Source organism: Brevundimonas sp. CEF1 (assembly GCF_051353055.1).
In the GTDB taxonomy this organism is placed as follows: domain Bacteria; phylum Pseudomonadota; class Alphaproteobacteria; order Caulobacterales; family Caulobacteraceae; genus Brevundimonas.
This window is the reverse complement of sequence record NZ_CP195593.1, coordinates 2,435,001-2,458,084: the sequence shown is the minus strand read 5'-3', so window position 1 is coordinate 2,458,084 and position 23,084 is coordinate 2,435,001. Positions and strand designations below refer to the sequence as shown.

The 23,084-nt window shown below is 67.0% G+C and carries 25 protein-coding genes (1 of these 25 only partly in view); 14 read left to right on the top strand and 11 right to left on the bottom strand.

Translation table 11 applies throughout. From position 1 onward, the window contains the following. Positions 1-3: 3 nt before the first annotated feature. The 5 genes from ACR9FL_RS12515 (at position 4) to ACR9FL_RS12495 (ending at position 3,739) form a co-directional block, all read left to right on the top strand. A complete protein-coding gene (locus tag ACR9FL_RS12515; protein WP_296174632.1) occupies positions 4-1,536 on the top strand; it encodes a sensor histidine kinase in 1,533 nt (510 codons plus the stop codon). Then, the gene (locus tag ACR9FL_RS12510) at positions 1,533-1,955 is read left to right on the top strand and encodes a response regulator (RefSeq protein ID WP_296174630.1); all 423 of its coding nucleotides are present in this window, start codon (positions 1,533-1,535) and stop codon (positions 1,953-1,955) included. The genes ACR9FL_RS12515 and ACR9FL_RS12510 overlap by 4 nt, the downstream gene beginning before the upstream one ends. Continuing rightward, positions 1,952-2,995, top strand: coding sequence for a sensor histidine kinase (locus ACR9FL_RS12505; RefSeq protein ID WP_436355821.1), 1,044 nt, complete (start codon positions 1,952-1,954; stop codon positions 2,993-2,995). The genes ACR9FL_RS12510 and ACR9FL_RS12505 overlap by 4 nt, the downstream gene beginning before the upstream one ends. Positions 2,996-3,034: 39 nt before the next feature. Next, a complete protein-coding gene (locus ACR9FL_RS12500; protein ID WP_436355820.1) occupies positions 3,035-3,481 on the top strand; it encodes an NUDIX domain-containing protein in 447 nt (148 codons plus the stop codon). A 75-nt stretch (positions 3,482-3,556) separates the two neighbouring features. Next, the gene (locus ACR9FL_RS12495) at positions 3,557-3,739 is read left to right on the top strand and encodes a CsbD family protein (protein ID WP_296174624.1); all 183 of its coding nucleotides are present in this window, start codon (positions 3,557-3,559) and stop codon (positions 3,737-3,739) included. A 66-nt stretch (positions 3,740-3,805) separates the two neighbouring features. Here the strand turns inward: ACR9FL_RS12495 and ACR9FL_RS12490 are convergent, their stop codons facing one another. From ACR9FL_RS12490 to ACR9FL_RS12470, 5 genes are read right to left on the bottom strand one after another with little or no spacing between them, the layout of a single operon-like run. Next, positions 3,806-4,309, bottom strand: a complete 504-nt coding sequence (locus ACR9FL_RS12490) for a hypothetical protein (RefSeq protein WP_296174621.1) — start codon at positions 4,307-4,309, stop codon at positions 3,806-3,808. A gap of 52 nt (positions 4,310-4,361) precedes the next feature. Next, positions 4,362-5,540: a vWA domain-containing protein gene (locus ACR9FL_RS12485; RefSeq protein WP_436355819.1), complete on the bottom strand. Its 1,179-nt coding sequence runs from the start codon at positions 5,538-5,540 to the stop codon at positions 4,362-4,364. Further along, the gene (locus tag ACR9FL_RS12480) at positions 5,540-5,893 is read right to left on the bottom strand and encodes a HepT-like ribonuclease domain-containing protein (RefSeq protein WP_436355818.1); all 354 of its coding nucleotides are present in this window, start codon (positions 5,891-5,893) and stop codon (positions 5,540-5,542) included. The genes ACR9FL_RS12485 and ACR9FL_RS12480 overlap by 1 nt, the downstream gene beginning before the upstream one ends. After that, the gene (locus ACR9FL_RS12475; protein ID WP_436355817.1) at positions 5,886-6,170 is read right to left on the bottom strand and encodes a nucleotidyltransferase family protein; all 285 of its coding nucleotides are present in this window, start codon (positions 6,168-6,170) and stop codon (positions 5,886-5,888) included. Before ACR9FL_RS12475 ends, ACR9FL_RS12480 begins: the two co-directional genes overlap by 8 nt. Before the next feature lie 14 nt (positions 6,171-6,184). Continuing rightward, entirely contained in the window at positions 6,185-6,712 is a 528-nt protein-coding gene (locus ACR9FL_RS12470) for an N-acetyltransferase family protein (protein WP_436355816.1), read from the bottom strand. 221 nt (positions 6,713-6,933) lie between these two features. Here ACR9FL_RS12470 and ACR9FL_RS12465 point away from each other — a divergent pair, with 221 nt between their 5' ends. Then, the gene (locus ACR9FL_RS12465) at positions 6,934-7,572 is read left to right on the top strand and encodes a histidine phosphatase family protein (RefSeq protein WP_296174610.1); all 639 of its coding nucleotides are present in this window, start codon (positions 6,934-6,936) and stop codon (positions 7,570-7,572) included. Positions 7,573-7,612: 40 nt separating this feature from the next. Here the strand turns inward: ACR9FL_RS12465 and ACR9FL_RS12460 are convergent, their stop codons facing one another. After that, a complete protein-coding gene (locus ACR9FL_RS12460) occupies positions 7,613-7,825 on the bottom strand; it encodes a GIY-YIG nuclease family protein (RefSeq protein ID WP_296174679.1) in 213 nt (70 codons plus the stop codon). A 145-nt stretch (positions 7,826-7,970) separates the two neighbouring features. On the opposite strand from ACR9FL_RS12460, the gene ACR9FL_RS12455 reads away from it, so the two are divergent. The 5 genes from ACR9FL_RS12455 (at position 7,971) to ACR9FL_RS12435 (ending at position 13,963) form a co-directional block, all read left to right on the top strand. Next, a complete protein-coding gene (locus ACR9FL_RS12455) occupies positions 7,971-8,228 on the top strand; it encodes an exodeoxyribonuclease VII small subunit (protein ID WP_436355815.1) in 258 nt (85 codons plus the stop codon). Next, complete coding sequence (locus ACR9FL_RS12450; RefSeq protein ID WP_436355814.1) at positions 8,228-8,584, top strand: tRNA-binding protein; 357 nt, start codon at positions 8,228-8,230, stop codon at positions 8,582-8,584. Before ACR9FL_RS12455 ends, ACR9FL_RS12450 begins: the two co-directional genes overlap by 1 nt. A gap of 2 nt (positions 8,585-8,586) precedes the next feature. After that, a complete protein-coding gene (locus tag ACR9FL_RS12445) occupies positions 8,587-9,492 on the top strand; it encodes a polyprenyl synthetase family protein (RefSeq protein ID WP_436355813.1) in 906 nt (301 codons plus the stop codon). 65 nt (positions 9,493-9,557) lie between these two features. Continuing rightward, complete coding sequence (dxs, locus tag ACR9FL_RS12440) at positions 9,558-11,468, top strand: 1-deoxy-D-xylulose-5-phosphate synthase (protein WP_436355812.1); 1,911 nt, start codon at positions 9,558-9,560, stop codon at positions 11,466-11,468. 1,262 nt (positions 11,469-12,730) lie between these two features. Continuing rightward, on the top strand, positions 12,731-13,963 hold the full coding sequence (locus ACR9FL_RS12435; protein ID WP_296177690.1) for a cation:proton antiporter domain-containing protein: 1,233 nt from the start codon (positions 12,731-12,733) through the stop codon (positions 13,961-13,963). 62 nt (positions 13,964-14,025) lie between these two features. Here the strand turns inward: ACR9FL_RS12435 and ACR9FL_RS12430 are convergent, their stop codons facing one another. Next, positions 14,026-14,802: a PhoH family protein gene (locus ACR9FL_RS12430; RefSeq protein ID WP_296177691.1), complete on the bottom strand. Its 777-nt coding sequence runs from the start codon at positions 14,800-14,802 to the stop codon at positions 14,026-14,028. A gap of 299 nt (positions 14,803-15,101) precedes the next feature. Here ACR9FL_RS12430 and ACR9FL_RS12425 point away from each other — a divergent pair, with 299 nt between their 5' ends. Further along, positions 15,102-15,632 carry a gamma carbonic anhydrase family protein gene (locus ACR9FL_RS12425; RefSeq protein WP_296177688.1) on the top strand — a complete coding sequence of 177 codons (531 nt, stop codon included), beginning with the start codon at positions 15,102-15,104 and terminating at the stop codon, positions 15,630-15,632. A 153-nt stretch (positions 15,633-15,785) separates the two neighbouring features. Next, the gene (locus tag ACR9FL_RS12420) at positions 15,786-16,676 is read left to right on the top strand and encodes a hypothetical protein (RefSeq protein ID WP_436355811.1); all 891 of its coding nucleotides are present in this window, start codon (positions 15,786-15,788) and stop codon (positions 16,674-16,676) included. A gap of 133 nt (positions 16,677-16,809) precedes the next feature. On the opposite strand, the gene ACR9FL_RS12415 is transcribed toward ACR9FL_RS12420, so the two are convergent. The 4 genes from ACR9FL_RS12415 to hfaA all read right to left on the bottom strand — a co-directional run bounded on the left by ACR9FL_RS12415 (position 16,810) and on the right by hfaA (position 22,438). After that, positions 16,810-19,665 carry a M16 family metallopeptidase gene (locus tag ACR9FL_RS12415; protein ID WP_436355810.1) on the bottom strand — a complete coding sequence of 952 codons (2,856 nt, stop codon included), beginning with the start codon at positions 19,663-19,665 and terminating at the stop codon, positions 16,810-16,812. A 133-nt stretch (positions 19,666-19,798) separates the two neighbouring features. Beyond that, positions 19,799-21,058: a holdfast anchor protein HfaD gene (hfaD, locus tag ACR9FL_RS12410; RefSeq protein ID WP_436355809.1), complete on the bottom strand. Its 1,260-nt coding sequence runs from the start codon at positions 21,056-21,058 to the stop codon at positions 19,799-19,801. Beyond that, positions 20,985-22,004 (bottom strand): holdfast anchoring protein HfaB, encoded by a 1,020-nt coding sequence (gene hfaB / locus ACR9FL_RS12405; protein ID WP_296177680.1) that lies wholly within the window; start codon positions 22,002-22,004, stop codon positions 20,985-20,987. Before hfaB ends, hfaD begins: the two co-directional genes overlap by 74 nt. Further along, positions 22,004-22,438, bottom strand: a complete 435-nt coding sequence (hfaA, locus tag ACR9FL_RS12400) for a holdfast anchoring protein HfaA (protein ID WP_105563878.1) — start codon at positions 22,436-22,438, stop codon at positions 22,004-22,006. The genes hfaB and hfaA overlap by 1 nt, the downstream gene beginning before the upstream one ends. Positions 22,439-22,548: 110 nt before the next feature. On the opposite strand from hfaA, the gene ACR9FL_RS12395 reads away from it, so the two are divergent. Further along, a protein-coding gene (locus tag ACR9FL_RS12395; protein ID WP_436355808.1) for a rhomboid family intramembrane serine protease crosses the window boundary here: on the top strand, positions 22,549-23,084 show its 5' portion. Its footprint extends 133 nt past the window's final position; the window shows 536 of its 669 coding nt (coding positions 1-536); the start codon lies at positions 22,549-22,551; the stop codon falls past the right edge of the window.

The following is a 23,084-nucleotide window of genomic DNA, read 5'->3' as shown; positions in this document are numbered from 1 at the left end:
CCCATGAAACGAATTCGGCCGGCCCTGCGGACCCTTGGCGCCTTCTTGCGCACGCCGACCCTCAGTCGTTCGATCATCGCCCTGTTGGCCCTGGCCATCCTGCTGTTGCTGGCGGTGAACGCGGCCACCTTCGTCATGATCCAGCGGACGACGACCTATAACGACACGGTCGATCACAGCCAGCAGGTCCGTCTGGCGGCCAAGGACATGCTCAGCCTTCTGGTCGACGCCGAAACCGGCCAGCGCGGCTTCATGCTGACGGCGCGGCCCGAGTATCTCAGCGTGCACGCCAGGGCCGTGGCGGAACTGCCCGACGTCCTGGCGAGGCTGGATGACCTGACCGACGGCGATGCGGAGCTGACCCCCCGGCTGGCGCGCGTGCGGGGGCTGTATCAGCAGCGCATGACCCTGATGGACAACACCATCGCCCTGACCCGCATGGGCCGGATCGGCGAGGCCGTGTCCCTGATCCGCAGCGGTCAGGGCAAGGGCCTGATGGATCAGATGCGGGTCGAGCTGACCGCCATCGATGCGATCGAGGCCCAGCGTCTGGTCGAGCGCACCCGCCAGTCCGAGCGGGCGTCGGCGGTGACCGTGTCGGTCAACGCCCTGGCCGCCGTCCTGATCCTGATCCTGGCGGGCATCAGCGTCTGGCTGGTGCGGCGCTACGTCGAGGAGATCGAGGCGGCCCATCTGGAACTGGACCGGGTCAACGCCGGACTGGAAAACCAGGTCCTCGACCGCACCGCCGAGCTGACCCGCGCCAACGAGGAAATCCAGCGCTTCGCCTATATCGTCAGCCACGACCTGCGGTCGCCGCTGGTCAACGTCATGGGCTATACCTCCGAGCTGGAGCAGGTCGGCAAGATCTTCGACCATCAGCTGACCACCCTGGCCCAGACCCACCCCGACGCCATCGAGCCCGAGGCGATCCGGGCAGTGCGCGAGGACGTGCCCGAGGCCGTCGGCTTCATCCGCGCCTCGACCGCCAAGATGGACCGGCTGATCAACGCCATCCTCAAGCTGTCGCGCGAAGGTCGTCGGGCCCTGGTTCCCGAGGTCCTGCCCATGACCGACCTGGTCCAGTCCATCGCCGACAGCCTGCACCACCAGGTCAGCGAGGCCGGCGGCGAGATCGTCGTGCGCGACCTGCCCGCGCTGGAAAGCGACCGCCTGTCGATCGAGCAGATTTTCGGCAACCTGCTCGACAACGCCGTCAAGTATCGGGAGCCGGGACGGCCCATCCAGATCGTCGTCGAGGGCGAAACGACCGACGACGGGCGGCTTCACTATCGCATCATCGACAATGGGCGCGGCGTGTCTGAACGCGACCACGAACGCATCTTTGAACTGTTCCGCCGGGCTGGGAAACAGGACCTGCCGGGCGAGGGTCTGGGGCTGGCCTTTGTCCGTAACAGCGTGCGCCGTCTGGGCGGCGGCATCACCCTGGAGTCCCAGCTGGGACAAGGCTCGACATTCCATCTGAAATTCCCCACACGACTGATCGTGCCGGGGGAAGCGGGAGACAATCTATGAGCCATTCCGTGAAGATCGTCATGGTCGAGGACGATCATGGCCACGCCAAGCTCATCGAAAAGAACATCCGCCGCGCCAATATCGCCAACGACATCGTTCATTTCGACCATGGGGCTTCGGCCCTCGACTACCTGTTCAGCGACGAGGTGCGCGCCCACGGGCCGCTGCTGATCCTGCTGGACCTCAACCTGCCGGACATGTCGGGCACAGATATTCTGGAGAAGGTGAAGTCGGACGAGCGCCTGCGCCGCGCCCCCGTCGTCATCCTGACCACGACCGACGACAAGGTGGAAATCCAGCGTTGCTACGACCTGGGCTGCAACGTCTACATCACCAAGCCGGTGGACTACGAAGCCTTCGCCGGCGCCATCCAGCAACTGGGCCTCTTCCTGTCCGTCATGCAGGCGCCGGAGATTTGAACGCCGCCATCCGCCTGCTCTACATCGACGATGATCGCGGCCTGTCGCGGCTGGTCCAGAAGGAGCTGGGCCGTCACGGCTATGAGGTGACCTGCGCCCCCGACGCCGACGCCGGCTACGCCGCCCTGCAGGCGGGCCAGTTCGACGTCTGCGCCCTGGACCACTACATGCCGGGCCGCGAGGGGCTGGACGTCCTGCCCGACATCCTCGACCTGCCCAGCCCCCCGCCGGTGGTCTATGTCACCGGGGCCCAGGACGGGCGCATCGCCGTGGCCGCCCTGCGCGCCGGCGCCGCCGACTATGTCATCAAGGACGTGTCCGAGGACTTCACCGCCCTCTTGCGCTCGGCCGTCGAGGACGCCCTTCTACGCCGCCGCCTGGAACGCGAGAACGAAGCCGCCCAGGAAGAGGTCCGTCTGGCCCGCGACCGCGCCGAGGCCATGCTGCGCGAGGTCAATCACCGCGTCGGCAACTCTCTGCAACTGGTGTCCAGCTTCATCTCCCTGCAACTGCGCCAGCTGGCTGACGAGGGGGCCCGCTCGGCCCTGCGCGAAGCCCAGGTGCGGATCGAGGCCGTGGCCCACGTCCACCGCCGCCTCTACACCTCGTCCGACCTCGCCACGGTGGCGATGGACGAATATCTGATCGGTCTGGTCGAGGAACTGGGCAAGTCGGTCGGTCCTGGTGCGGGAGGGGGCGAGACCTCGCCGCGCCTGACCCTGCGCGCCGAGCCCATGCGGGTGACGACGGATCAGGCCGTGTCCCTGGGCGTCATCGTCACCGAACTGGTCACCAACGCCGTCAAATACGCCTATGCGCCGGGCGAGGGCGGCGAAATCCGCGTCGTTCTGCAAGGGGTCGCCGAAGGGCGCGCCATGCTGACCGTCGAGGACGACGGACCGGGCCTGGGCGACGGCGTCCCCAAGGGCACGGGCCTGGGCTCCAAGATCGTGTCCGCCATGGCCGGCGGCCTGCGTTCTTCGGTCCAGTTCGATGCCGAGCACCCCGGCGTCCGGGCGCAACTGGTCTTTGATCTTTAGGCCTTTCGCATCGGCTCGACGGCGCGTTAGTCTGGCTTGATGAAGCTTCAGTTTGGAACGGCCCGCCCGGGCCTCGACTACCTCCACCGCCCCGCCGCCTTCGGCCTTGTCGCCAAGGACGGCAAACTGGCTTGCGTGCGCGTGGATCGCGGCGAGGGCAGCTATTTCGATCTGCCCGGCGGCGCCGTCGACGGCGAGGAAAGCGAACAACAGGCCCTGGTGCGCGAGTTCGCCGAGGAGACCGGCCTGATCGTCCAGCCCGAGGATCGCCTGACCGCGGCCGCCCAGTATTTCCAGCGCACCGACGGCTCGCCCGTCAACAACGCGGGCGGTTTCTGGACCGTGCGCCTGGCCGGTTTCGACGCCTCGACCCAGTGCGAGGCCGACCACGAACTGGTCTGGCTGGACCCGCTGGAGGCCGTCTCCCGCCTGCGCCACGAAGCCCACGCCTGGGCCGTGGCCAAGTGGCTACGCTCTCAGGTCTAGGGAACAACCTCGGCCGGGAACGGTTATTTCTGTCGAAGCGCCGTCCTTCCGACGGCGTCAGCACAGAGGGTTCCCATGCCTGATCATGACCGTGTCGAAGGCGCCGCCAAGAACATCGGCGGCAAGATCAAGGAAGCCGCCGGCAAGCTGACCGGCGACGAAAAACTGAAGGCCGAAGGCCGTGCCGATCAGGTCGCGGGCAAGGTCCAGAACGCCGTCGGCGGCCTCAGGGACGCCTTGCGCGGCGAGCGTCACTAATCCTCCCCGTTTGCACCGATCAGGCCGTCGCTCCCCACCGGGGGCGGCGGCCTTTTCACGTCTGGCTCAGTCTCCGCCCAGACGTATGCGCAGACCCTCGGCCTCGCGTGCTTCGCCGGGCGCCGGCCGGCACTCGCTGTTGAAGGCGATGGCCCCGCTGGGCGTGCGTTGGGGGCGGTTGTCGCAGACTCTTTCCTGCGGCGGCGGCGCGCCCAGGGCTGCGACCGGGCGCGGTCCGCACTGCATGGCGTAGCCGTTGGCCGCCGTGCCGGGGGTGCAGTTCTCCAGCGCCTTCGAGGGGCGCAGACCTTCCGGCAGTCGGTCGCCCATGGCGGCCGCCAGCGTCACTCGGACGCGCGCCTGGCAATGCTCCAGCGGCTCGTCCTTGCGGATGAAGGGGCTGCACTGCGACCGCTCCCAGCCATAGGGATCGGCCAGGGCGTGGGCCGGCAGGACCGGCGTGGGGGCGGCCTCGACCACCGCCTCCACAGGCGGCGGCGGATCGTCCGACCAGACCACGGCCGGCGCGGCCTGTTGCAGGGCCAGGGCGAAAAGCAGAGCCGTCGTCATCGCGTCTCTCCTTGATCGGGGCCCCTTGATCGGGGCCTCCCGGATCAGACCTCTACCGTGTCAGCGCCCGCATGGCCTTGTCCAGCCCGTCCAGCGTCAGGGGGAACATCCTCTGGTCCATGACCTCGCGGATCAGGCCGACCGACTGGGTATAGCTCCAGTAGCGTTCGGTGACGGGGTTCAGCCAGACCGACTTGTCCCACTGCTGGCGGGCGCGTTTCAGCCAGACGGCGCCGGCCTCCTCGTTCCAGTGCTCGACCGAGCCGCCCGGCATGGTGATCTCATAGGGGCTCATCGTCGCGTCGCCGACGAAGATGGCGCGCCAGTCGCCGGGATATTTGTTCAGCACGTCCCAGGTCGGGATCTTCTCGTTGTGCCGCCGCCGGTTGTCCTTCCACACCCCCTCGTAGAGGCAGTTGTGGAAGTAGAAGAACTCCAGATTCTTGAACTCGGTCTTGGCCGCCGAGAACAGCTCCTCGCACAGCTTTACATGGCCATCCATCGAGCCGCCGATGTCGAGGAACAGCAGGACCTTGATGGTATTGCGTCGCTCGGGCCGCATCTGGATGTCCAGCCAGCCCTGACGCGCCGTGCCGTCGATGGTGCCGTCCAGATCCAGCTCCTCGGCCGCGCCCTCGCGCGCAAACCTGCGCAGACGGCGCAGGGCGACCTTGATGTTGCGGGTGCCCAGCTCGACCGTGTCGTCCAGATTCTTGTATTCGCGCTTTTCCCAGACCTTGACCGCGCGGCCCTGCTTGCCAGGGCCGCCGATACGCACGCCCTCGGGATTATAGCCGCCGTGGCCGAAGGGGCTGGTCCCGCCCGTGCCGATCCAGCGGTTGCCGCCCTCGTGCCGGCCCTTCTGCTCCTCCAGACGCTGTTTCAGCGTCTCCATCAGCTTGTCGAAGCCGCCCAGGGCCTCGATCTGGGCCTTCTCCTCGTCGGTCAGGAACTTCTCGGTCAGCAGCCGCAGCCAGTCCTCGGGAATGTCGGTGGTCAGGTCCTCGCCCGCCCCGACCGTCTCCAGCCCCTTGAACACCTTGCCGAACACCTGATCGAAGCGATCATAGTGCTTCTCGTCCTTGACCAGCACCGCCCGCGACAGGTGGTAGAAGGCCTCGACCTCGCGCCCGGCCACGTCCTTGTCCATGGCCTCCATCAGATGGAGCCATTCCTTCAGCGAAACTGGCACACGGGCTTCGCGCAGGGCGGTGAAGAAGGGCAGGAGCATCAGAAGGTCTCGGGGCCAAGTGAGCGCAACAAGCGCTCCAGCACTGATTTCAACGCCTGGGCATGGCCAGACGCCGCCTGCCAGATCAGTCGTCTGTCCGCACGGAAATAGCTGTGGGCCAATCTGTGGCGAAGCCCTGCGATGTTTGCCCAGGGCACATCCGGCGCCAGGGCTTTCATTTCGGCTGACAGGTTCTGCGCGCCTTCGCCGAGAACGATCAGATACATCGAAGCGGCGGCGACGCGCGTTCGATCCTCGATCCATGTTTCTTGCTCGCCACCCGTCGTCTGTACGGCCAGTTCGTCGATCGCGCCGATCATTTCCTGAAGGTGCAGCCGGTCGCGCTCAGACAATGACCGTCTCGCGCATCGCCCTGCTGCGAACGAGGCGATGCATGGAATCTTCCGTTCCCATTTCGACCTTCACGCCCAGTCGTTCGCTCAGCCCGCGCTCGATGCCGAAGAAGTCCCAGCCCAAGGGCTTGGTCATGTCCACCAGCAGATCCACGTCGCTGTCAGGCCCCGCCTCGTCGCGCGCATAACTGCCGAACAGGCGCACATTGACGATGCCCTGCTCAGCCAGCCAGGGCTTGAGTTCTCGCAGCTTCTGAAGAAGTTCAGCGCGGGTCATGGTCGCAGTCTAGCCTATCCCTTGCGCAAGATGAACTCGTGGTCGTTCCAGGCGCCGACCGGGTAGTCGTACTCGCCGGCCTTCTCGAAGCCGTAGGCGGCGTAGAGCTTCTGCGCCTTTTCGTTGCCGCTCCAGACCCCGATCCACATCGGGCCGTCGGTGTTTGCCTCCATCCATTCCAGCGCCAGCTTCAGCAGTTTCGTGCCCAGACCCAGGCCCTGCGCGTCGCGGCCGATGTAGAGGCGGCGCAGTTCGGCGTTTCCGGGACGGGCGTCGGGATGGGGCAGGGTGTTGGGCCCGGTGTTGGCGAAGCCCAGGATCTCGCCGTCGCGGTCGGCCACCCACCAGGCCGCGCCGGGCTCGGCCAGCCTGGCCTGGAGGGTCTCGACGCTGAAGCTCTTGTCGAGGAAGGCGGCCAGGTCGTCGGCGGGGTAGGGGATGCCGAAACCCTCGACGAAGGTGTCCACAAAAGTCTGGCGGCCCAGCACGGCCAGGGCGGCGGCGTCGTCGGGTCGGGCGGGGCGGATCACGGGCTCGGTCATGGTCTCGGCCATAGCGCCGCCGAGAGCCGGGGTCGAGGCCGCAGGGGCCGCTCGCGAGGCTGTCATCGCTTGGTGGTTGCAGGGGCGCGCGGCGGGAGCTACCACCATCTTCCAAGGGGCGGACGATAGGTTTGCCTCGTCAACCGCAATCGGGGGGATTGAGGGACGCCAAAGCCTTGATTTCACAGGCTGCTCCCCGTGCTATGACGTCTCCCGCTCTCATGACTCACACCGAATCCGCCGCATCCACGCCTTCTGAGGCGCCCCGCGCCGCCCAGGCGACGTCGGCTGCCGGCGCGATCATCCTGGCCCGCCACGGCGAACCGGCCCTGTCGCGCAAATGTCTGATCACCTCGGACGAATATCGCGACTGGTGGGGCCGCTACGAGGTCGGCGGCCTGCGCGCCGGCCAGACCCCGCCCCAGACCTTGCTGGCCGCCGCCGAGGGCGCGGGCGCCATCTACGCCTCGTCACGTCTGCGCGCTCAGGAAACCGCCCGCGCCGTGGCCCGCGACCGCGAAGTCCTGGTCGACGCCCTCTTCATCGAGGCGCCCCTGCCGCCGCCGCGTTTCCCGTCGTGGATCAAGCTGTCGCCGCGCTACTGGGGCGTGATCTCGCGCTTCTGGTGGCACGTCTTCAACCACCACGAAGGTCAGGAAACCCGCGCCGAGGCCGAGGTCCGCGCCGATCAGGCCGCCCGCATCCTGATCGCCCGCGCCGGCGAAGGTCAGGACGTCCTGGTCCTGGCCCACGGCTATTTCAACCACATGGTCGGCCAGCGTCTGAAGGTCCACGGCTGGCGCCTGGCCCACAACCAGGGCTTCAAATACTGGTCACAGCGTCGCTACGAGAAGCGCTGAGTTTAAGTTGGTTCGTCACCCTCGGGCTTGTCCCGAGGGCCTATCGTGGTCCCAATCTCATCATTTGACGGATCGTGTCGCCACACCGGCGGATCGCATCTGTGATGGCCTCGAAAGGCTCGAACCACACCAGTCTTTTTAGGCCCTGCGTCTTGGTGAAGCCCGGAAACACGCCGTCCCTGTGCTGTTGGACGCGTTGATAGAGGTTGCTCGTCACGCCGACGTACAGGGTTCCATACGGTCGGTTGGTCATGATGTAGGCGGCGATGAACGGGCGCTCTCGTTCCATAGCGAGACTTTGGGGCGACATGGGCCCTCGGGACAAGCCCGAGGGTGACGCGGATATAAAGGCTTTCGTCGTTGATGCGCCGCGCGGGCGTCTCTAGGTTGCGGCCATCATGACCGACGTCTCCGTTTCCCCCGCCCTTTCCGCCGATCTCAGCTTCGAGGACGCCCTGTCGCGTCTGGAGGGTATCGTCTCGCGTCTGGAGTCGGGCCAGGCCCCGCTGGAGGAGTCCATCGCCCTATACGAGGAAGGCGCGCGGCTGAAGGCCCACTGCGAGGCCCGGTTGAAGGCCGCCCAACTGCGGGTTGAGAAGATCGTCGTCGGCGCCGACGGCCAGGCCAAGGGCGTCGAGCCGGCCGAGTTCGGCTGATGTCCGACGCCTCCATCGCGCCTCTGATCAACTTCGACGACTTCATGAAGGTCGACGTCCGCGTCGGCCAGATCGTGAAGGCCGAGCCCTTCCCCGAGGCGCGCAAGCCCGCCTACAAGTTGACCATCGACTTCGGCCCGGCCATCGGCGTCAAGAAGTCCTCGGCTCAGATCACCCACCACTACACCTTGGACGACCTGCAGGACCGCAAGGTCGCCGCCGTGGTCAACTTCCCGCCGCGCCAGATCGGACCGGTCAAGTCCGAGGTGCTGACCCTGGGCTTCCCCGACGCCGCCGGCCATGTCGTCCTGGCCGGGGTCGACCGCGACCTGCCGCTCGGCGGGAGACTGTTCTGACCATGCTGGCCGCCAACTCCCCCGAACAGGCCGTCATCGACCGCGTGGCCGAGATCGCCGATCTGGTCACTGTCGCCCTCGACGAGCTGCTGCCCCGCGCCGACGGCCCCGAATCCCGCCTGACCGAGGCCATGCGCTACGCCGCGCTCGGCCCCGGCAAGCGTCTGCGTCCCTTCTTCGCCATCGAGGCGGGCCGGATGCTGGAGGTCGAGGAATGCGCCGTCCTGCGCGCCGCCTGCGCTCTGGAATGCGTCCACGCCTATTCTCTGGTGCATGACGACCTGCCGGCGATGGACGACGACGACGTGCGTCGTGGCCGTCCGACCCTGCACATCGCCTATGACGAGGCCACCGCCATCCTGGCCGGCGACGCGCTGCAGACCGCCGCCTTCGACATCATTCTGGACGAAGACACCCACGACGACGCAGGCGTGCGCTGCGAGCTGGCGCGGCGCCTGTCCTTCGCGTCCGGCGCACGCGGCATGGCCGGCGGTCAGATGATCGACCTGCTGGGCGTCCGCGACGACCTCGGCGGCGTGGCCCGGATGCAGCGCCTGAAGACGGGCGCCCTGTTCGCCTACGCCTTCGAGATCCCGCTCATCATCTCGCGCGCCGAGGACGCGGCCTGGCACGCCCTGACCAGCTTCGCCCACGACGTCGGCCTGGCCTATCAGATCATCGACGATGTTCTGGACGCGGAAGGCTCGGCCGAGGAGATGGGCAAGGCCGCCGGCGGCAAGGACGCGGCGCTGGGCAAGACCAATTTCGTCACCCTGCTGGGCGTGGATGCGGCGCGACAGAGGGTCGCGCACCTGGCCGATCAGGCCCGCTCGCACCTCGATCCGTTCGGCCACGAAGGAGAAATCCTCAAGGCCAGCGTGGACTTTGTGCTCAAACGCCGGTCCTGATAGGAAACGCGCCCGCCTCCCGCGGGTTACTGAATGACGTCCTGCGTCAAAGGCCCCCGATCCCTATGCCCGACACCCCCGTTCTCGACACCGTCACTGTTCCCGCCGACATGCGCGGGTTCGACATCGCGCGGCTGAAGCAGTTGGCCGACGACGTGCGGACCGAGACCATCGACGCCGTCTCCGTCACCGGCGGCCATCTGGGCTCGGCGCTCGGCGTGGTCGAGCTGACGGTCGCCCTGCACCATGTGTTCGAGACGCCCAAGGACATCCTGATCTGGGACGTCGGCCATCAGTGCTATCCGCACAAGATCCTTACGGGGCGACGCGACCGCATCCGCACCCTGCGTCAGGGCGGCGGCCTGTCGGGCTTCACCAAGCGGGCCGAGAGCGAATACGACCCCTTCGGCGCGGCCCACGCCTCGACCTCGATTTCGGCTGCGCTGGGCTTCGCCGCCGCCCGCGACGCCAAGGGCGAGAAGAACCGCGTCGTGGCCGTCATCGGCGACGGCTCCATGTCGGCGGGCATGGCCTATGAGGCGATGAACAACGCCGCCGAGGCCACCAACGGCCAGCTGATGGTGGTGCTGAACGACAACGACATGTCGATCGCCCCGCCCGTCGGCGGCATGAGCGCCTATCTGGCCAAGCAGGTCTCGGGCGGCGCCTATCAGAACATCCGCAAGGTCGGAAAGAAGTTCGTCGACCATATGCCGCGCCCCTTCCGCGACGCGGCGCGCAAGGCTGAGGAATACGCTCGTGGCATGATCGTCGGCGGCACCTTCTTCGAGGAGCTGGGCTTCTACTACATCGGGCCGATCGACGGTCACGACATGGAGAACCTGGTCCCGATTCTTAAGAACGCCGCCGCCATCACCGACCGTCCGGTGCTGGTCCATGTCGTGACGCAAAAGGGCAAGGGCTACGCCCCCGCCGAGAACAGCGCCGACAAGTATCACGGCGTGGTCAAGTTCGACGTGGTCTCGGGCAAGCAGGCCAAGGCCGTCTCCAACGCCCCCAGCTACACCAAGGTCTTCGGCACAGAGCTGATCAAACACGCGCAGAACGACCCCAGCATCGTGGCCATCACCGCCGCCATGCCGACCGGCACGGGTCTGGACCTGTTCGGTCAGGCCTTCCCCGACCGCACCTTCGACGTCGGCATCGCCGAACAGCACGCCGTCACCTTCGCCGCCGGTCTGGCGGCCGACGGGATCAAGCCGGTCTGCGCCATCTATTCGACCTTCCTCCAGCGCGGCTATGACCAGGTCGTCCACGACGTGGCCATCCAGTCCCTGCCGGTGCGCTTCGCCATGGACCGCGCAGGGCTCGTCGGCGCCGACGGCGCGACCCACGCAGGGTCGTTCGACATCGGCTTCATGGGGGCGCTGCCCGGCATGGTGCTGATGGCCGCCGCCGACGAGGCGGAACTGGCCGCCATGATCTCGACCTCCCTGGCCATCGACGATCGCCCCAGCGCCTTCCGCTATCCGCGCGGCGACGGCGTGGGCGTCGAGATTCCCGAACTGGCCGCCCCGCTGGAGATCGGCAAGGGCCGCATCGTCCGCGAAGGCACCTCGGTCGCCATCCTGTCGCTGGGCACCCGCCTGCAGGAATCGCTCAAGGCCGCCGAGCTGCTGGCCGCGCGCGGCGTCTCGGCCACCGTCGCCGACGCCCGCTTCGCCAAGCCGCTGGACGCCGACATGATCCTGCGTCTGGCGCGCGAGCATGAATGCCTGATCACGGTGGAAGAGGGCGCCATGGGCGGCTTCGGCGCCTTCGTGCTGCAACTGCTGGCCGAGAAGGGCGCGCTGGACGGCGGCCTCAAGATCCGCACCCTCAACCTGCCCGACGTCTTCCAGGACCAGGATAAGCCCGAGATCATGTACGCCCAGGCCGGCCTCGACGCCGACCACATCGCCGCCACCGCCCTGACCGCCCTCGGCGTCGACGCCAGCCGGGCGGTGCGCGCTTAGAATCCTTCCTTCTCCCCTTGCGGGAGAAGGCGCTCAAGCAGCCGCAGGCGTAGCGCTACAAAAATCCTTCTCCCCTTGCGGGAGAAGGTGGCAGGCGAAGCCTGACGGATGAGGGGTCTCGCCGCGCCTTGAAGGCAGGGCTACGGCCACTGCTGCGCAACCCCTCATCCGACCTCGCGATGCTCGGCCACCTTCTCCCGCAAGGGGAGAAGGAAAACGCGCGCGCCTTCACATCACCCCCGGCCAATCCCTGAAAATCAGCGGGACTGCCCGCCGCTAACCCCCATCTCCTCGCCGCACCCCCAACCCATGCCACGCTGTTCCTGTCCCGTCGCAAGGGAGGGCTCGCTCGGCCGGCGAACCGAAGCGGCGGCGGGAGCGGAGAGAACGGGGGTCTTGTCGAACCTCTCGCCCTCCATCGCGCGCGCCGGGCAAGGGAGCACCCAGCGGAAGGCGGCGACGGATCGGGCGGAGGGTTCAGGAGTGAAGGGGGCAGCGCGCGAACGCGGGCTAATCTCGGGGTCTCAAGTAGCCCGAAGGGCGGTAGACCCCACTTCAATCAAGACGCCGCAGGGGCCTAGAGACGGGGCGTTCGACCCGTCCGCCAGAGAGGTCCCGGTCAGGGTCGCGGGGGTTACGCGGACCGTTCCAGGACTGCACGCCGGTGCAGCCTGCCCGTCATGGGCGCCGGGGGTAGCCGATAAGACCGGCGCCTGCCCCGAGCTCATGAACAACTCTTCGCGCGGGGCGTCAGCTTTCGTCGAAACGGTAAACCTACATCCACTCCGGGCGAAGGCCCGGCGCCCCGCCCAGCCCTTCCACCGCCCGCGATTTCGCGAGGCGGACGCCGGCGCTCAAGCAGCCCGAAGGGCGATAGCGCACTCAAGAAGTTCCTTCTCCCCTTGCGGGAGAAGGTGCCCCGCAGGGGCGGATGAGGGGTTTCTGGACGGTGGTGAAGGCGATCATCGGTCAACCGGAACGTGACCCCTCATCCGTCTCGCTGCGCGAGCCACCTTCTCCCGCAAGGGGAGAAGGATTTAGCGCGCTAACGCCTTCGGCTACTTGAGCACCTTCTCCCGCAAGGGGAGAAGGAAAGAACGTCCGCCCCCATTTCCGCGACCCGTCGTCGCGCATGCAACTTTGACTGTTTCATATCGGTTTCATCCCGGTAAAACGGGCATGAAAGCCTTGCCGTGGCGGCCTTGCGCCCCCAGATTGAGGTTTCCAGTCCCAAAAGAACCTTCACCGACGCAGGAGCGCCGATGCCGCATGCCGACAGCCTGATCATCACCCTGGTCGGAGGCTTCGTCCTCGCCTTCGTGTTCGGCATGTTGGCCAATCGGCTGAAGCTGTCGCCCTTGGTCGGCTATCTGGTGGCGGGGGTCGTCGTCGGTCCCTACACGGGCGGTTTCGTCGCCGACACCGAGCTGGCGCCCCAGTTGGCCGAGATCGGGGTCATCCTGCTGATGTTCGGGGTCGGGCTGCACTTCTCGGCGGCGGACCTGATGAAGGTGCGCAAGGTCGCCGTTCCCGGCGCCCTGGTTCAGATCGGCGCGGCGACCGTGCTCGGCTGGGGCCTGGGGCGGCTTCTGCTGGGGCTCGGCGACGTCGAGGCCCTGCTGCTGGGCTTCTCCCTGTCCGTGGCCTCGACCGTGGTCCTGCTGCGGGCCCTGGAGGAACGCAAACAGCTCAAGAGCGACGCCGGCCGCATCGCCATGGGCTGGCTGATCGTCGAGGACCTGGTCATCGTCGTCGCCCTGGTCATGATGCCGTTGCTGATCATCGCGCCCGGCGAGACGCTGAGCGGAGCCGAACTGGCCAAGTCCATCGGCTGGACCCTGCTCAAGGTCGCGGTCTTCGTCAGCGTCATGCTGGTGATCGGCGCCAAGGTCCTGCCCTGGGTGCTGGTGCGGATCGCCCACACCAAGTCGCGCGAGTTGTTCACCCTGGGCGTGCTGGCCATCGCCCTGGGCATCGCCTGGGTCGCCTACTACCTGTTCCACTCCTTCGCCCTGGGCGCCTTCCTGGCCGGTCTGGTGCTGAACAGCTCGCCCCTGGGCCACAATGCGGCCGAGCGGTCCCTGCCGCTGCGCGACGCCTTCGCCGTCCTCTTCTTCGTCTCGGTCGGCATGCTGTTCGACCCCATGATCCTGGTGCGCGAGCCCCTGGCGGTCCTGGGCGTCCTGGGCATCGTCATCGTCGGCAAGTCGCTGGCGGCCCTGGCCATCACCACGGCCTTCAAGCTGGACCGCTCGACCAGCCTGACGGTCGCCGCCGCCCTGGCCCAGATCGGCGAATTCTCCTTCATCCTGGCCGCCATCTCGGTGTCCCTGGGCGCCATGAGCCGCGAGACCCACGACCTGATCCTGGCGGCCGCTCTGCTGTCGATCTCGCTCAATCCCTTCGTCTTCGCCCTGATCGACCGGATCGGCGGCCGGGTGGTCGCGCCGCCGAAGAAGGAAGAGCCCAAGGCCACTCTGGCCGACGTCATGTAACGAAAAGAGGCCCGACGATCGCTCGCCGGGCCTCTTCCGCATCCGCGTCCTGTGAGGGGGGCTTACAGGACGCCGATCATGCTCGCGACCAGGGGGTGGCGCACGATGTCGCGTTCGGCCAGGCGCACCACGGCGATCTCGGGCACCGCCTCCAGCCGCTCGGCGATGTCCGACAGGCCCGAGATGCCCGGCAGCAGGTCCGACTGCTGCGGGTCGCCAGTGACCACCATGGTCGAGTGCCAGCCCAGCCGGGTCAGCAGCATCTTCAACTGGACGTAGGTGCAGTTCTGGGCCTCATCCACGACGATGAAGGCGTTGTTCAGCGTGCGGCCGCGCATATAGCCGATAGGGGCGATCTCGATCAGGCCCTCGGCCATCAGGGCCTTGACCCGCTTCATGCTGAGGCGGTCCGACAGGGCGTCGTAGAGGGGGCGCAGATAGGGGGCCAGCTTGTCCTCCATGTCGCCGGGCAGGAAACCGATCGACTCCCCGGCCTCGACGGCGGGACGGCTCAGGACGATGCGGCCGACCTTGCCGGCCTCCAGCGCCTCGACGGCCTTGGCGACCGCCAGATAGGTCTTGCCGGTGCCTGCCGGGCCGAGGGCCAGGACCAGGTTGTGGGCGTCCACGGCGTCCATCAGTTCAGCCTGGCCGTCCGACTTGGGCTTCAGCGTCTTGAGATAGGCCTGGTCGCGTTCGTCGTTCGAGGGGTAGGGCGACCAGCCGTTGCGCGGCGGCAGTCGCCGCACCTTGGCGTCCTGCAGGAACTCCCGCGAGTCCAGCACGCCTTCACGGACTTGATGCTTGATGGCCGAACGCTTCGTCATGAACGCCTCCAGGGCATGAAAAAAGGCGCGCCCGGCAGGGACACGCCTTGGTCGTCGGTGGGGGAGGAAGGGGCCGGAGCCATGCAGCAGCCGCCGGGATCAGTCGCAGGGTCGTCGCCGCAGCAGAGGCGTCGTCCTGGAACCGGTCGCGAACACGCCACGCGCATTCTCCAGTTTCTGACCGGACCGGGCTTGATCCGGCTTCGGATCCGGGGCCGAAATGGCGACCTCGAATCGCATCAACAGAATGATGCTAACGTAGTTTATGAAGGCTTAAAGCCATCATTTTCTGAAACATAGGCGGTGTTCGGATGAGTGTTTACAGTCTTGGCGACAGCAAGCCGCAGCTTCCGCCAGAGGGCGAATACTGGATCGCGCCGAATGCAACGGTTCTAGGGAATGTGATTCTGCATCCCGGCGCCAGCATCTGGTTCAACACGGTTTTGCGAGGGGACAATGATCCCATCGTGATCGGTCGCGACAGCAATATTCAGGACGGCAGCATCCTGCACACCGACGTCGGCTCGCCCCTGACCATCGGGGAGGGCGTGACCGTAGGGCACAAGGCCATGCTGCACGGCTGCGTCATCGGCGACAACAGCCTGGTCGGCATCGGGGCCGTGATCCTGAACGGGGCGAAGATCGGGAAGAACTGCCTGATCGGCGCCAACGCCCTGATCACCGAGGGCAAGGTCATTCCCGACAACTCCCTGGTCATGGGCCAGCCCGGCAAGGTGGTGCGCGAACTGGACGAGGGGCAGGTGGAGGCCCTGCGGATCTCGGCCCAGCACTATGTCCAGAACTGGCGAAGATATGTGCGGGACCTTCGTCCGCTGGACTGAGGTTGAGCGGCGGGCGCGTCAGGATGGGACACTCCTGAACCGCCGGTCGGCGCAAGCGCAACGGAAACGCAAGGCTTTTGCTGTTTCATCGCAATTTGAACCGGCCCGCGATTTGCAAGGCGGGCCGCGAAGAACAATGCAGGAGCCCAGCCCATGCGGGTGCGGATCAAGACTTTGCTGGCTGCGGCCGGGGCCTTTGTCGGCCTGATGGCGATCGCGGACACGGCTGCGGCCCAGTGCGGGGGCAATACCTGCCAGCCGCCCCCTCCGCCGCCGCCGCCTCCGATCCCCGGCGGACCGTGTGGCGCAGGCGGCTGCCAGCCGCCGTCGCCGCCTCCGATTTCCGGCTGTGGCCCTAGAGGTTGCCAGCCGCCCGTCGTTCCGCCCTGCTGCGGCTCGGGCGGCAACGTCAACGTGAACGTCAATGTGAACGCCAATGCGACGGCGCGCGCCTTCGCCGGCGCGCGCAGCGGTGCGACGGTGATCGTCGGCGGCGGCGGCGGCGCCTACTTCAACGTTGATCAGCCCTATCCCACCACGATCCAGGGCCTGTCGGTCGAAGGCAAGACCATGGAAATGGTCCGCGTCCCCTATACGGCCTCGCGCCGCATGGAGAAGCGTGTGGTCATCCAGGCCGTCTGCATCGACGATCGCGCCGTGCCGCACCCGGCCTCGCAGGTCCGTCCCGGTCGCGACGTGGCCATGGACTACGAAGGCGAACTGTATCGCTGCATCGCCGGCACCAAGCTGCAATGGACCATCGCCGACGAGGCCGGCGGTTCGGGCGAGACGATCAACTGCAACAAGCGCGAAGCCCTGTGGTACGGCCGCGGCGGCCAACTGGAGTGCCGTCCCGAGAAGCAGGAGCGCGATTGCAACGAGCGTTCGCTGCTGCGCCGCTATGGCGCGGGCGTGAAGGTGCTGACTATGATCCGCGAGGAATCCTACACCGAATACCGCGAGGAAATGGTCGAGACCGCCGGGGCCGTGGCTTCGGGTGCAGTCATCATGCTGGACGGCGGCGTCGGCGGCCGCGTCTTCTGAATGCAACGTTCAGCCTGGCGTCAGGCCGGCTGACCTAGATTGCCGTCATCGACTCTCCGTCGATTAGGCCAAAAGACTTGGGGCCCCGATCCGCTGGATCGGGGCCCCTTTTTCTGTGGCTGTGACCTTGACCTTACTGGGCCGGCGTCTTGTCCGAGAGGACCTCGGCCTTCCATGCCGTGTCTGGCTTCAGGTACTGGCGAGCAGCGGCCTGAATGTCGGCGGGGGTGAAGGATTCCAGGTCGCTGATGTGGGTCTCGATCTGTTCGACCGAGGCGGGTTTTGCCGCGACATCTTCCAACTGGCTCAGCCAGTACTCGTTGCCGGCCTGGCTGCGGCGCAGGGACTCGATCGTCGGCAGGCGGGCGCGGTTCAGCTCATCTTCGGTGACGGGCGTGTCGCGCAACGAGGCCGTGATGGCGTCCACGGCGGCATAGAAGGCCGGGATCTTGTCTGCCGCCGTCTCGGCCATGACCGAGATGGAGCCGTAGCCCGTGAACACGTCAGACGCCGAGGACGAAACGCGCGGCGAGTAGGCCAGGGCCTGCTTCTCGCGGATTTCATCCAGGACGCGCAGTTTGAAGACCTCGCTGAGGATGGCGACCTTGCGCGCTTCGGTGCGGTCATCGACGGCGTCGGTGGTGGGCCAGGCCACATAGGCCAGGGCCTGTTCAGCCGGGCCCGTGTGGGTCAGGCGCACCGGCTGGGCCGTCGGCGCCGGGAAGCGACGCTGATCCGAGCCGCGCAGGGGCTGGGCGGCGGGCGCGCGCGTCGGCAGGGCGGCGAAGGTCGAAGCCACGGCAGCGACGGCGTCATCGACCGTCACATCACCGACCATGACGATGTCGATGGGGCCGGACGCCATGCCCTGGGTCACGCCCTGCTTCAACTCGTCAAGCGTGAAGGCGGCGATGACGTCTGCAGGGGGGAAGATCTCGCGCTTGTCGCCCGAAGCCAGATAACCCGCACTGTCGATAGCGAAGGCGCCGCCCGGCGTGGCGCGTTGCTGGGCCACAAACTGAGGCAGGACCGCCTTGATCTGCTCGAAAGGCGCCGGGCGCAGGCCGGGGTCGGTCAGATAGGCGGCCATCACCTGCATTTGCAGTTGCAGGTCGGCTGGACGCGTCGCGCCGGACAACTGATAGGCGTCGCCGTCGATGCTGAAGCCGGCGCCGTAGATCTTGCCGGTCAGGACGCGGCTCAGTTCATCGGCGGTCAGCTTGCCCAGGCCGCCCGGAACGAAGACCATGGGGGCCAGGGACTGAGACGTGAAACGGTCCGTCGGAAGCCCTTCTTCGCCGATGCCGGTGCGGACGGAGACGAGGATCTGCTGATCCTTGAACTTGGTCGGCTTGACCGTCAGTCGCACGCCGTTGGGGAAGGTGACGACCGTGGCGCCGACAGCGGCGATTTCGCTGCGGCTGCTGGGCGTGGCGGCGGCGCCGAAGTCGGCGTAGGGCCACTCAAGCGCGGCCTGTTCGGCGCGGGGCGTGACGGGCACGGCGCGGCTGGCCTGTAGGGCGGCGGTGACGCCGGCCTCGCCGCCGTCGATGGGGTCGGGCGTGATCACCAGAGCCAGCGGGCCCTGACCTTCAAAGACCGTCTTCACGGCCGCGTCGACCTGGGCCGCCTCCAGGTCCTTAACGGCCGCCTCGAACAGGGCCAGGTTGGTGGCCGGGGCCGAGAAGACCCGGTCGTCGTTGGCGGCGCCGAGCAGGCCGTTGGCCAAGCCGGGCGTGCTGCGGGTCGCGGCGGCCTGGACCGCGTTCTCCAGCGCGGTGCGGTTGTTGGCGATCTCGCGATCCAGCTCGGCCTGGGTGACGCCGAACTGCACGAGGCGGCGTTGCTCCTGATCGATGGTCTCCAGCGCCCGTGTCAGGCCGCCTGGATTGAACGCGGCCGAGATGGAGCCGATGTCGACGCTGTCGAACAGGCTGCCGCTGCCGGCGCTGGCCTGAATGAAGGGCGGGTTGTCGGCGCGGGCGATTTCGCCGAGTCGCCGGTTGAGGACGGCCAGACCCAGGTTCTGCAACAGGTCGTCGCGACGTTCGGAGACGGTGTCGGGGTCGAGGTCGGGGTTGCGGACCCAGTTCAGTTGGATCGACGACTGAATGCCGGGCTCGACCAGAATGCGGGTCTCGGGCGCGCGGGGGGCGACGGTTCCCAGATCGGGATTCGGGCCGTCCGTCGCCTTGGGCTTCCAGTCGGCGAAGGTGGCGCGGATCTTGGCTTCCATCTGATCCACGTCAAAGTCGCCGACGGCGATCAGGGTTGCGCGCGAAGGACGGTAGTAGGCCTCATAGAACTCGACGAAGCGCTCACGCGGGGCCGAGCGGATGATGCTCAGGTCGCCGATCGGCAGACGGTTGGACAGACGCTGGCCGGGCGCCAGAAGGGCAATCTGGGCCTTGAACGAGCGCAGGGCCGGGGTGTTGCGCAGGCGTTCTTCGCCCTCGATCACGCCGCGTTCGGCGTCGATGTCCTCGGCCTTCATCAGGGCCTCGGAGACCTGCTCGCGCATGATGCGCAGCGAGGTGTCGACCGTCTCGTCGTTGGTGCGCGGCAGCTCCAGGGTATAGGCGGTCTGGTCGAAGCTGGTGAAGGCGTTGGTGTCAGCGCCGAAGGCCAGGCCCAGACGCTCCAGAATGCGCAGCAGCTCGTTTTCGGGCACATAGGTCGTGCCGTTGAAGGCCATGTGCTCCATGAAGTGGGCCAGACCCAACTGGTCGTCATTCTCCATCAGCGAGCCGGCCGCGATGCGCAGGCGCAGCGAGGCCTGCCCCGGAGGCGTGGCGTTCTTCAGGATGGCGTAGCGCATGCCGTTCGGCAGGGTGCCGAAGCGCACGGCGGAATCGACAGGGACGTCGCTGGCAGCCTGAGCCCAGGCGCTAGACGGCTGGGCGTCCTGTGCGACGGCGGGCAGGGCGGCCCCGCCCAGAAGGGCGAGACTAGAGGCGGCGAGCAGCAGCAGGCGGCGAGGGGAACGCATTCAGTATTCTCCGGACCGTGCGATCAGGCTGCCCCCGGGACTGACTGCGGCCTTGCACGTTGGTCGCGTGCAATGACGTATGCACGTTCGACCAAGGTGACAAAGGTCCTTGACTTCCTCAAGTTACCGAAAGTTAATTTCCGCCGGTCCGAGTGACATAGAAGGTCGCCGCATTGCCGACGGCGTTGGCGCCGGCGATGACGTTGCGGCCATTGCCGTTGATGGTCGTATTGGCGATGGCGCTGACATTGCCGGTGTTGGTCTGGACGTTGCGCGCGTTCAGATCGCCGCCGCATTCGGCGCAGGCGTAGCCGGTGACGGAGTTGCCTGCTGCATTGGCCCCGACATAGGCGTCGTACCCCTTCTGACCGACAAAGGAGGCCGTGGCTTCGACGCCGCCCGTGTTCATCTGAGTATTGTCGATGTCGACATAGATGTCGTTGTTGCCGACGGTGACCTCATTGGCGACGGCGCTGGCCGCAGCCGTGGCCATGCCGAAGTCATAGGAACTGAGCCGAACCGCGCCACGGATCTGGGCGCTGTTGTCCTGATCCGTGGTGGTGATCAGGGAGCCGCCCTGATTGTAGAAGGCCGCTTGGTTGCCGCCCGCGTGGGCGCGCGCCGCCAGGTTCCAGCCGTTGCCGGCATAGACGGCCGTGCCCGCCTCGACCATGGCGCCGGAGGAGCGTTGGCGCACCTCCAGTTCCTGGTTGGTCGACGGACCAGAGGTCGCCTGAACGGCGTTGGCCAAGGCCTGGCTGGAGAACTCGGCGGGATCGCGCACGAACCGGGGCGAGGCCTGATTGGTCGCGCGAACCTGACCAGTCGTGGTCTGATCAATGGAGCCGACCAGCGAGGCGCGGTCGCTGCCCGAGCCGTTGCCGGCTAGTGCGACGGTGTTGCCGTAGGCGCCGACGGCGATGGTTCCGCCGCCGACCATCCGTGCGTCCTGGCCGGTGATCAGGCTGGATGCGGACACATCGCCGCTGGCGGACTGGGTCGCGTCGATGCCCATCTGGGCCCGGGTCGCGGTGCCGGCCAGGTAGTTGCCGCGCGCCTGGGTGACGCTGGTGACCAGGCCATTGGTGTCGCCGCCCAGCGTCATGGTGGTCGAGGCCGAGGCCTCGCCGCGCATGTCCTGTGTCGAGCGGAGGTCCACGACTTGGCCGTCGGCGCCGCCGATCAGGCTGTTGCCCTGAGCTGCGGTGGACGCAGTCACCTGATCGCTGACGTCGACGACGTTCAACGTCTGCCCGGAGATCACATCGCCGAGCTGAATCTGTTCGTTCAGGACCAGACCGCGGTCCTGGGCCGCAACCTCAGTAGCGGCTGCGGCGCACATCGCCGTCGCGGCGATCGTGCCAGCGAGACGGATCCGCGCGAGTCTGACCATTGTTCGTGTCCGTGTTTGCATAGGCGGGGTAGTAGCCGCCGGTCGGGCCGACGGGGGAGTCGCCCAGGGGATCATTGGCGGGGTTGAGGCAGACCTCGGGGCCCGGTGCGCCGTAGAGATTGGCCATGAACTCGACCGTGGCGCGCTCCACCAGGGCGCGGACGGCCAGTTGCACCGGCTCCAGGCCGCTGGTGCCGGCCGAGATGTCGAAGACGTTGCCGTTCAGGAAGTCGAACACGCCCGCCGACACTTCGCGGCCGACGATCTGCTTCTGATAGGAGACGACATCGACGACTTCGAGCGTGGTTGTTTGCACCAGGCGCAGGTCGATGGCGATGTTCATCACGAAGACCTTGCCGGTCAGCAGGCCCGATCCGCCGTTCTGCTCGACCTCGCCGCCAGCGATGTCAAAGCCGCCCGAGCGGATGTTGTAGTTCACCTCGGTGATGCCGCCGACAACATAGAAGTCCGAACCCGGCACCTGGCCGGCCAGGATGCGGCGATAGGCGGCGTCCTGCGGCGCGCCGTTCGGCAGGTCGTCGCTGATCAGCTTGTTGTTGGCGTAGCGCAGCTCCAGCTCGGACACCGAGGTGTCGTAACGCTCGACGATGCGTGCGCCGGCCTTGGCCAGGGCGGTGTTCGTCATCAGGGAGGCGCCCTGGGTGATCTGACGTCCGCCGTCCGAAGAGATGGAGCCCGTGTAGTCGCTGATCCGACCGACCGCCATGCGAGGCGAGGGCAGGTTGTAGCGACGCGCATAGTCGGCCAGGCAGTAGAGCGCGGTCGAGTAGGGGGTCGGGTTCGACGTCACGGGGGCGTTGCCGATCGGCGTGGCGTAACGGCCCGAGGGACCGGCGCTGGTGCTGGCGCACCCGGCCAGGACCCCGGCGACGGCGGTCAGGACGGCGGCGACCCGCAACGGACGATGGAGGCGATGTGGGGTCATCAGAAGTTCAAGGTCCCATTCAGGGCGGTGCCGGCGGTGATGTTGCCGGTATTGGTCTGGTTGGAGTTGATCACGACCGTGTTCCGGTTGCCCTGGACCACGACGTTGAGGCTGTTGCCGATCGCGGTCGCGCCGCCGATGGCCGTGCCGTTGTTGGACGAGCCCGCGCCGGCGTAGCCGCTGGACACGCCGGCGGAAGAACTGGAATAGCTGCTGGCGCCGGACTGGATGATGCCGTTCACGACCAGTCGGTTACCGTTGGCGTCGCGGGTCGAGCCGCTGGACGCCTGGGCGGTGGTGTAGCGCGATGCGCCATAGCCGGCCTGGAACTGTGCGGCGCCGGCCGAACCCGTCGACTGCGCGGATGCTGCGCCGGCCGCCATTGCGGGCAGGGCCAGTGCGGCGACGGTCAGGATCAGTCTTTGGAACAGCATGCAGGATTCCCCAGCGGCGATATGGGTCGCCAAGCAACCCGCGTGCCAGTTTGGAACCTGGGTCTTAAGATCGGCTTGAGATTGCGCCGGTCTTTGTTCATCAAGGGCTTATGCAGAGCCCTACCGACGATCCGATCCATCCGCAGCGCGAACGGATCTTCAACGCGCCCTTTCTGCCGGTCCTGATCGCCGCTTCCATGCCCGTCCTGTATTGGTTTCAGGAGCGTTTGCCCGATCAGGGCATGTCGATGGCGTTTCGCGCCGCAGACCTGTGGCGAGGCCAGTGGGAGGGCCTGTTCACCTCCATGTTGCTGCATGGCGGTTGGGCGCATGTCGCCATGAACGCGGTCGGGGCGCTGGCGTTCGGCACGCCGGTGGCGCGGCTGCTTTCCCGCGGTTTTGGCCCCTTGGCCTTCATCGTCCTCTATATAGTCAGCGGCGTGGTGGCGGCATTCGGCTATGCGCTGTGCCATCCGGGGAGCGAAAGCTACCTGGTCGGCGCCTCGGGCGCGGTTTTTGGCCTGATTGGAGCGGCGACCCGTCTCATGGGGGGACAGGGGCGCGTCCTGCCCCTGTTTCAATCCGGGGTGTTGAAGCAGGCGGGCGCCTGGATGGCCGTCAATCTCATCGTGGGGCTGATAGGATT

Excerpts from the sequence above, each read along its gene's own strand:
- ACR9FL_RS12515 (WP_296174632.1), top strand. The coding sequence starts at position 4 with ATGAAACGAATTCGGCCGGCCCTGCGGACCCTTGGCGCCTTCTTGCGC.
- ACR9FL_RS12510 (WP_296174630.1), top strand. The coding sequence starts at position 1,533 with ATGAGCCATTCCGTGAAGATCGTCATGGTCGAGGACGATCATGGCCAC.
- ACR9FL_RS12500 (WP_436355820.1), top strand. The coding sequence starts at position 3,035 with ATGAAGCTTCAGTTTGGAACGGCCCGCCCGGGCCTCGACTACCTCCAC.
- ACR9FL_RS12495 (WP_296174624.1), top strand. The coding sequence starts at position 3,557 with ATGCCTGATCATGACCGTGTCGAAGGCGCCGCCAAGAACATCGGCGGC.
- ACR9FL_RS12490 (WP_296174621.1), bottom strand. The coding sequence starts at position 4,309 with ATGACGACGGCTCTGCTTTTCGCCCTGGCCCTGCAACAGGCCGCGCCG.
- ACR9FL_RS12485 (WP_436355819.1), bottom strand. The coding sequence starts at position 5,540 with ATGCTCCTGCCCTTCTTCACCGCCCTGCGCGAAGCCCGTGTGCCAGTT.
- ACR9FL_RS12475 (WP_436355817.1), bottom strand. The coding sequence starts at position 6,170 with ATGACCCGCGCTGAACTTCTTCAGAAGCTGCGAGAACTCAAGCCCTGG.
- ACR9FL_RS12470 (WP_436355816.1), bottom strand. The coding sequence starts at position 6,712 with ATGACCGAGCCCGTGATCCGCCCCGCCCGACCCGACGACGCCGCCGCC.
- ACR9FL_RS12465 (WP_296174610.1), top strand. The coding sequence starts at position 6,934 with ATGACTCACACCGAATCCGCCGCATCCACGCCTTCTGAGGCGCCCCGC.
- ACR9FL_RS12460 (WP_296174679.1), bottom strand. The coding sequence starts at position 7,825 with ATGACCAACCGACCGTATGGAACCCTGTACGTCGGCGTGACGAGCAAC.
- ACR9FL_RS12455 (WP_436355815.1), top strand. The coding sequence starts at position 7,971 with ATGACCGACGTCTCCGTTTCCCCCGCCCTTTCCGCCGATCTCAGCTTC.
- ACR9FL_RS12450 (WP_436355814.1), top strand. The coding sequence starts at position 8,228 with ATGTCCGACGCCTCCATCGCGCCTCTGATCAACTTCGACGACTTCATG.
- ACR9FL_RS12445 (WP_436355813.1), top strand. The coding sequence starts at position 8,587 with ATGCTGGCCGCCAACTCCCCCGAACAGGCCGTCATCGACCGCGTGGCC.
- dxs (WP_436355812.1), top strand. The coding sequence starts at position 9,558 with ATGCCCGACACCCCCGTTCTCGACACCGTCACTGTTCCCGCCGACATG.
- ACR9FL_RS12435 (WP_296177690.1), top strand. The coding sequence starts at position 12,731 with ATGCCGCATGCCGACAGCCTGATCATCACCCTGGTCGGAGGCTTCGTC.
- ACR9FL_RS12425 (WP_296177688.1), top strand. The coding sequence starts at position 15,102 with ATGAGTGTTTACAGTCTTGGCGACAGCAAGCCGCAGCTTCCGCCAGAG.
- ACR9FL_RS12420 (WP_436355811.1), top strand. The coding sequence starts at position 15,786 with ATGCGGGTGCGGATCAAGACTTTGCTGGCTGCGGCCGGGGCCTTTGTC.
- ACR9FL_RS12415 (WP_436355810.1), bottom strand. The coding sequence starts at position 19,665 with ATGCGTTCCCCTCGCCGCCTGCTGCTGCTCGCCGCCTCTAGTCTCGCC.
- hfaD (WP_436355809.1), bottom strand. The coding sequence starts at position 21,058 with ATGGTCAGACTCGCGCGGATCCGTCTCGCTGGCACGATCGCCGCGACG.
- hfaB (WP_296177680.1), bottom strand. The coding sequence starts at position 22,004 with ATGACCCCACATCGCCTCCATCGTCCGTTGCGGGTCGCCGCCGTCCTG.
- hfaA (WP_105563878.1), bottom strand. The coding sequence starts at position 22,438 with ATGCTGTTCCAAAGACTGATCCTGACCGTCGCCGCACTGGCCCTGCCC.